Source organism: Desulfosarcina sp. (assembly GCF_033791525.1).
Taxonomy (GTDB): domain Bacteria; phylum Desulfobacterota; class Desulfobacteria; order Desulfobacterales; family Desulfosarcinaceae; genus Desulfosarcina.
On record NZ_JASJGN010000026.1, the window covers coordinates 26,480 to 33,619 of the forward strand.

Annotated in this window: 5 protein-coding genes; all 5 read left to right on the top strand. The window is 46.1% G+C overall.

Translation table 11 applies throughout. The features are described 5' to 3' along the window. Positions 1-16: 16 nt before the first annotated feature. The 5 genes from QNK41_RS01215 to QNK41_RS01235 all read left to right on the top strand — a co-directional run bounded on the left by QNK41_RS01215 (position 17) and on the right by QNK41_RS01235 (position 5,538). Entirely contained in the window at positions 17-1,981 is a 1,965-nt protein-coding gene (locus QNK41_RS01215) for a response regulator (RefSeq protein ID WP_319252918.1), read from the top strand. A 551-nt stretch (positions 1,982-2,532) separates the two neighbouring features. Next, a complete protein-coding gene (locus QNK41_RS01220) occupies positions 2,533-3,525 on the top strand; it encodes a HAMP domain-containing sensor histidine kinase (protein WP_319252920.1) in 993 nt (330 codons plus the stop codon). A gap of 231 nt (positions 3,526-3,756) precedes the next feature. Continuing rightward, the gene (locus QNK41_RS01225) at positions 3,757-4,140 is read left to right on the top strand and encodes a hypothetical protein (protein ID WP_319252922.1); all 384 of its coding nucleotides are present in this window, start codon (positions 3,757-3,759) and stop codon (positions 4,138-4,140) included. Positions 4,141-4,279: 139 nt separating this feature from the next. After that, entirely contained in the window at positions 4,280-4,435 is a 156-nt protein-coding gene (locus QNK41_RS01230; protein WP_319252924.1) for a hypothetical protein, read from the top strand. A 14-nt stretch (positions 4,436-4,449) separates the two neighbouring features. After that, positions 4,450-5,538: a saccharopine dehydrogenase family protein gene (locus QNK41_RS01235; RefSeq protein WP_319252926.1), complete on the top strand. Its 1,089-nt coding sequence runs from the start codon at positions 4,450-4,452 to the stop codon at positions 5,536-5,538. The last annotated feature ends 1,602 nt before the right edge of the window (positions 5,539-7,140 follow it).

Below are 7,140 nucleotides of genomic sequence, written 5' to 3' on the forward strand. Positions count from 1 at the left end.
AGACAGGGTGTCATTGATGTGGCGATCGCCAAAAATCATTGTCGTCGATGACGAAATCAGAATTTGTGAGAGCTTGGCGTACCTTCTTAAATCCAAGGATTACGAAGTTACAACGGCGGCCTGCGGCCAGGATGCCTTGGTCCGGGTCGGTGAGAATGCATTCGACCTGGCTGTTTTGGATATCCATTTACCGGATATCATTGGCACCGACCTCATCGAGAAGATTAAAGCCCGGAATCCGGACATCTCCGTCATCGTTATCACCGGAGATGCAAATCTCGATTCAGCACTGGCCTCCCTGAGATGCGGGGCTTACGACTACCTCAGAAAACCCTTTGAATTCGAAGAATTTCTCAGGACTGTTGAAAATGCGCTTAATCAAAAAGCGCTGAAGCGGGAAAAGGATAAAATCAACCATGAACTATACCGGTCTGAGGAGAAATACCGCTATCTGGTTCAGAACAGCCCGGACATTATCTACACCTTGGATGCCGATGGGAATTTCACCTTTTTAAGTGAAGCATTGGAACATCTATTGGGGTTCACTGTCGATGGTTTGATTGGGAAACACTATTCGACAATTGTTTGTGAGGAGGATCGGGACAAGGCCCAATGGTTTTTTGATGAGCGGCGATCGGGAGACCGCGCCGCGTCAGGGATTGAGCTACGATTGAAGGCGGTTGGCGATGTGCAGCAAAACGAAAGCGTTCGCAGACACTTGACCGTCGAACTCAAATCCATGGGAATATATGAAAAATCCGCTATCGATGGAGAGAGACGGCACGTCGGCACACATGGGGTAATCCGGGACATCAGCGAGCGGCAACGGCTTTATGCCCAGCTTCAAAATGCCGAGCGGATGGAGTCACTGGGTACCCTCGCCGGTGGTATCGCACATGATTTCAACAACCTTCTGATGGGCATTCAGGGCCGTTCATCACTGATATCAATGGACATGGAAGATTCTCATCCGGTTTTGGAGCATCTGCATGCCATCGAGGATTACATTCTTAGCGCGACCCATCTTACCAAACAGTTGCTGGGTTTTGCGCGCGGTGGAAAATACGAAGTCAAGCCCACTAACATAAACGAGTTGGTCCTTAAAAGTGCCAACATGTTTGGCCGGACCAAAAAAGAAATCATCATCGAGACCCAATTCCATAACGCGAATATCGTGGTCGAGGCCGACCGCAGGCAGATTGAGCAGGTACTGCTGAACCTCTATGTCAATGCTTGGCAGGCGATGCCCGAAGGGGGTACCCTGCGATTGGAAACCAAACATGTCGTGCTAGGCAATAAGGACTGCAGGCCTCATCAGATAGAACCCGGACGCTATGCCCATTTGTCGGTCACGGATACCGGTATCGGCATGGACCAAAAGACCCTTCAACATATTTACGATCCATTTTTCACGACGAAAGAAAAAAGCCGGGGCACGGGATTAGGTTTGGCTTCAGCCTATGGCATCATCAAAAACCATGCGGGTATCATTCATGCAGACAGTAACGTCGACCATGGAACGACGTTTAACCTCTACTTGCCGATTTCTGAGAAATTGGTGGTTAAAGAAGCTTCATCTGAAAAGAATATATCCAATGGGTCCGAGACAATTTTGATCGTCGATGACGAGGATATGATCATAGACGTCGGCCAGGCCTTGTTGAAAAGAATGGGCTATCAGGTCATTACCGCAAAAAGTGGTGAAGAAGCATTAGAAGTTGTTCACCGTATAGGCCCCAGCATTGACCTGGTTATTCTCGACATGATTATGCCGGGTATGGACGGTGGCAGGACGTTCGATGGCATTCGAGAAACCTGTCCGGAAATACCGATCATGCTGGCCAGCGGCTATGCAATCAATGGTCAGGCACAAAAAATAATGAACCGAGGATGCAATGGTTTCATCCAAAAGCCCTTTAGCGTCTCCGAGTTGTCACAAAAAGTACGCCAAGTATTGGATACCACTGGGGGGCTTCGATAGTGTTGTAAAGATATCCAATACCGAACTGATATTGAACCACGATAGCAAGCACATTTCCCGTCGCTTGTCGGAGCGAAGCAGAGATCCCGAGTACCGGTGCCGCGGGGAATGTTCAATTCAGGTGTTGCTGCAAGCTTCAAAAAAGCTTAACCTTGCTTCATTTTTTAGCGGCAAACGGTATCATCCTACCGCGCTTGTAAATTAATTTCCGATGGTTAAGTTTTGACCTGTAGAGGGAGGGATGACCTCGCCAAAATGTTAGCGCCTCATTTTTCACAAGCCCTTTCGATCCGTTCTTAATTTTTTCCCTTCCCGAGCAGTGTCATTATTACGACATTAATCTTGCGCGGGTTGGATTCCGGCTGTTTTTTCAACCGATAGTTGTTAATTGATCGAGATGCATGAAATCAATACGGTGGGCGGCCAGGCATTCGAAGATCGGATGATTGACATCTATTTCCATGTTGTCATTGTGCCAATGACATCTTCGAAAGGACACACAATTTTGGTTTGGAAAAAAAGCAAAAGTTGGACCACGTTGAGGTGAACAGGTGTCAAAAAAATCTAAATTTGCCTCCATGCGCTTGCTCGAAGACAGATCCTTTATTCCGGAATCCATCAAACCTTTCCGTATGGCGGCTCTTGTCGCTGGGGTCTATTTCTTTTTCAGCATCATTTATATCTTTGTTTCATCGCACGTTGCAGCATCCAGCGTTATATCCAAGGAACAACTTGAGTATATTGAATTGTATAAGGGGTCGTTATTTGTACTGACTACCGCATTATTGATTTTTGCCGCACTGTTTTTTCTGTTCCAACGCTTGCAGCGTAAGGAGCGAACTGTCGTCGGACAACGCGATGCGATTGTTGCTGCAGGAAAACAGGCCATGGCTGGAATTTTCGCATCTTCTATTGCGCACGATCTAAACAACATTCTGACGGTTAGTCAGTTTGCCATAGAAAAGTTAGCCCAGAGCCAGGAACTCAAACGCTCGGATATGAAACATATTGACAACCTGCAAAGCGTTAACAATCAAATCCGCGATTATGCAAAAAGACTGGCAGATGCGAGTGGAAAGCACCTTTCGAGCGAGATTCACAAAACAAATATAGTTTCTGCAGTGGCCGTTGCACTTAAGTTGGCGATGACTCATAAAAAGGTAAAACGTTGTTCTATTAAGAGCGATTTACCGGAAAAGAGCTATGCAGAGGTTGATGAATCCATACTCCACCGAGCCCTTTTGAATCTTATCGTTAACTCGGCGGAGGCAACCGGGGAGCAAGGACAGATCCTTGTGAAGGTTTCCGGCGATAATGATAATATCCGAATTGAGGTCAACGATGACGGCCCGGGTATTCCACCAGAAGAACGAAACCGAGTTCTTGAAGCGTTTTACACAACGAAACCTGACGGCACCGGGTTGGGCCTTTTAAGCATTAGATACTGCGCCGAAGTTCATGGCGGAGAGTTCGGCATTGATACTTCTTTTCTTGGTGGAGCTTGTGTTTACCTTGTTCTGCCGCGGCGCAGGGTTCGAAATTGAAGCCAGTCAGGCACCAGCCTGTTAGTTATTCCTGATCCAATATTATTAATGATCAAAGTCAGTTGCTACATGATTGGTCACGTATTATTGTTGGGTGGTATAGCCAGTTTTCTAATTGTAACGGTCAAGGCGTCAAGGGGCGCTGCGCGGATGTACAAGCTCGAATCTATCAGATAAACGCCTGCCAACGGGAAACTGTCCGTCCTCGAACAGGCAAAGGACTACACGACAATGGGAAACACACAGACTCTGCAAGAGATACACAATGAACTTCAAACGGTCGATAAAAGCCTTCAGCAGCTGGCCGCAAGTGTTGGAAACATCCTTGCCGCAATTGAGAAAATGAACGGTGAGGAATCACCGCGGCCAAAAGCCAAACGATCGCCCGTCAGGAAAAAGGTGGTGGTGAAGAACGGTGTGGTCGAAATGATCAAGAGAATTCCATCCACCAAAATCGTCTACGACATGCTCAGAAAATCAGACCGGGGTATGGATATCGCCGCATTGATGCAAGCGACGGGATATGATCAACGAAAAGTATACAATATTACTTTTCGGTTGAAAAAAGAGGGCAAAATCGAAAATGCCGAGCGTGGTGTCTATAGGGCAGTTTAGCCTTCTTTCAGGAAAGCTGGAGGACTTCAGATTCCAGTCTTAAACGGGATCTGCGACCCGCGTAGTCAAGGGATCGCGGTAGCCGATTACAGCTTCACCCTTGACTCCTTGGCTCTGAAGTCCTCCAGCTTTTGCAACGTTGGGGTCATTTTTCCCCATCGACGTGGCCAGCGTCGATGTCGCGCCCAACTACAATGTGGCCCCCACTCAAGAGATACTCGCCATTGCCGTATCCAAACAGGTCAATTCGGTTAAAAACAATCGACCGGAAAACATTAAGCCTGTCGACACCTAACAGGGGATTGAGAAATGCCTCTACAATCCATTCTGGTCTTAGGTTTAGGGAAAGTGGGGACGCTGGTCGGTGTACTGCTCGAAAAAACGGGATTTCAGGTTGTCGGTGCCGCTCGCAGCGAAAAAACGGGTCTTTCTTTTGAGACGAAGAAAATCGATATGGCCGATATTTCACAGGTTGTGGATCTGATGAAGGCCCATGATGCCGTTGTGTCCTGTCTTCATTACCCGTTTAATCTTGATGTCGCGAAACAGGCGTGCCTGCACAAGATTCATTATTTTGACCTCACCGAAGATTTGCCCACGACCCAAGCAATCATTAAACTGAGCTCATCGGCAGACTCAATTCTGGCTCCCCAATGCGGTCTTGCACCAGGGTTCATTGCCATTGTCGGCGCTTCTTTGGCTGAACATTTTGATAAGGTTCGCAATTTGAGATTACGCGTCGGCGCGCTTCCACAGCATCCGACCGGACTTTTGGGTTATGCCTTTAATTGGTCGCCTGAAGGCGTCGTGAACGAGTATTTGAACGATTGCGAAGTGATCGAAAATGGGGTCCACAAATGGGTATCTCCGATGGAATGGGTTGAAGGGCTGGTCATCGATGGTATCCAATTGGAAGCGTTCACAACGTCGGGCGGGCTGGGAACCATGTGTGAAACCTATTTGGGAGTTATCGAAAACCTGGATTATAAAAGCATTCGTTGCCCAGGCCACGTCAAGTTAATGAACTTTTTCTTTCATGAATTATTGATGCGCGAGAACCGGAAAATGGCCGGAGGGATTTTGACGAATGCCAAACCGCCCGTCAAAAAAGATGTTGTCTATGTTCATGCCTCAGCCGAAGGCCAACAAAACCAACAGCTGGTTCGGGAAGAATTTGTAAATGCTTATTATCCTGTCGACATTGACGGGCAGTCCTGGAGTGCAATTTCCTGGACTACAGCAGCCTCGTTATGTGCAATCGTAGAAATGGTTCACAGCGGTTCGATCGCAAACAAAGGATTTATAAAACAGGAGGATATTGCATTAGAGGCATTTCTTAAGACCAGCAATGGCCGCCTGTACAACAGGGAACCCCATGGCGGATCAATTGCAGGTTAAATTTATCGAGATTTAATTTCAAAGTAAGTGTTCAACAGAATCAATCCTATCAGGACTACAGCTGACAATAGTATCAGATTTACCTTTAAGAGGTGCTTCACGAATTCACCATGCAAATAAAAGCGGTTGAGTCATCTACCCCTAAGCGATGAACTCAGGATTTGGGTGTGGTTTCTGCCTAAATAAAGTCTAGACACATATATACTGAAACCCAAGCTGAGCGATTGTTGAGCTTGCCGCAGATTCAAGGCAGATGTCGTCGCGCTATAGTGGACTATGCGCGGCGATAGCTAACGCCGAAGATGTGGTGATCCGCCTGAGGCGGATAAAGATCGGCAAACCCAAGGGGTTTCACCTTTTGAATACAACCATCGATGGTACCCCACCGTGATCGTTACCAATCGACCTTCTTCGAGAAAGGTGGATCGCTCAGTTTGGGTGAAAGTTGGTAGTTCAGTCTATCGCATGTTGAGGGAATATGGCTATGTGTTGAGGATCGCAAGAAAGGCTAACCTGCCATTTAAGAGGAACCGGGAAAAGCAGCTGCCTATTCGAAAGAATCGTATAGCCGTCATTTGTTTAAAAAAACTGAGTCGAAGGATATCTTCAATATTTGCAGAAATTTGATACTCTCAATACATCACCACGCGACCGATTTGTCAGATATATTCACTGATTGGTGTGTAATCACCACCCACCAAAAAATTCGCCTGACCACATGATGTAGTGGTGCTTGGAATTAGCCTTTATTTCAGTGACTGGCAAGGTATCTGGAATTTTTGGCGATATTGATAGGTGCAGTTTTAGTTTCGATATTTTTTGTTTAAAGAGGAATGAGATTCTTAATACGGAGCACAATTCATCGATTTTTTCAAGAAACCACAAAAAGTCAATATTTCCCATATCAAATAATTTCCTTATCAATGGAATCACGAACCCCACTTGATAGATCCTTCATTGCGACGAGTTTCATCAAGTATTCCTTTATACCTAATGCCGTTGCCTTCTCTTTGGTCATGAGTTCATTGTTACACAGAGCATAGTATGATGGGGATACGGTCACACCCGATTAAACTGGAGCTTCATAGAGGTCCATATTTAATAAATAAAAACATTGAGCGCATATAATTCTTTATTATTAAAAAATATTGACATAAATTTATAAATACGTAAATATATGATAAATAAAGAAGTTGTTAATCAAGCACGATTTCTCTTATGCGCCAGCTTTTGTTCTGCGCATGTGAATCCCTGATATCCACGAAACGATGACGAACAGCATGTTTGCAACATTTCTTCATCGCATTATTCTTTTTCCAGGATAGAATTCGTTCTTTTTCGAACCCGATCTCCTCAACGACTTTTGGGTAGTCAATGCTTCGCTATGGATGCTTGTAGTTCAGGTAACGGATCGGGTTATCCCTGATTTTCCTTGGTGTCCGGTTCAAACAGCGCCGGTTAACAGAGGCGCATGAACTGGTCTGATTCTATGCGTTCACTGATGGCAGGGTCCACCATCCATGCTGTGCAGCCGGGTGGTGCCAACCAATCGTGAAAGGATAACGGATGTGATCCCTTAACTCCGGAAAGCTATTTTGAAGT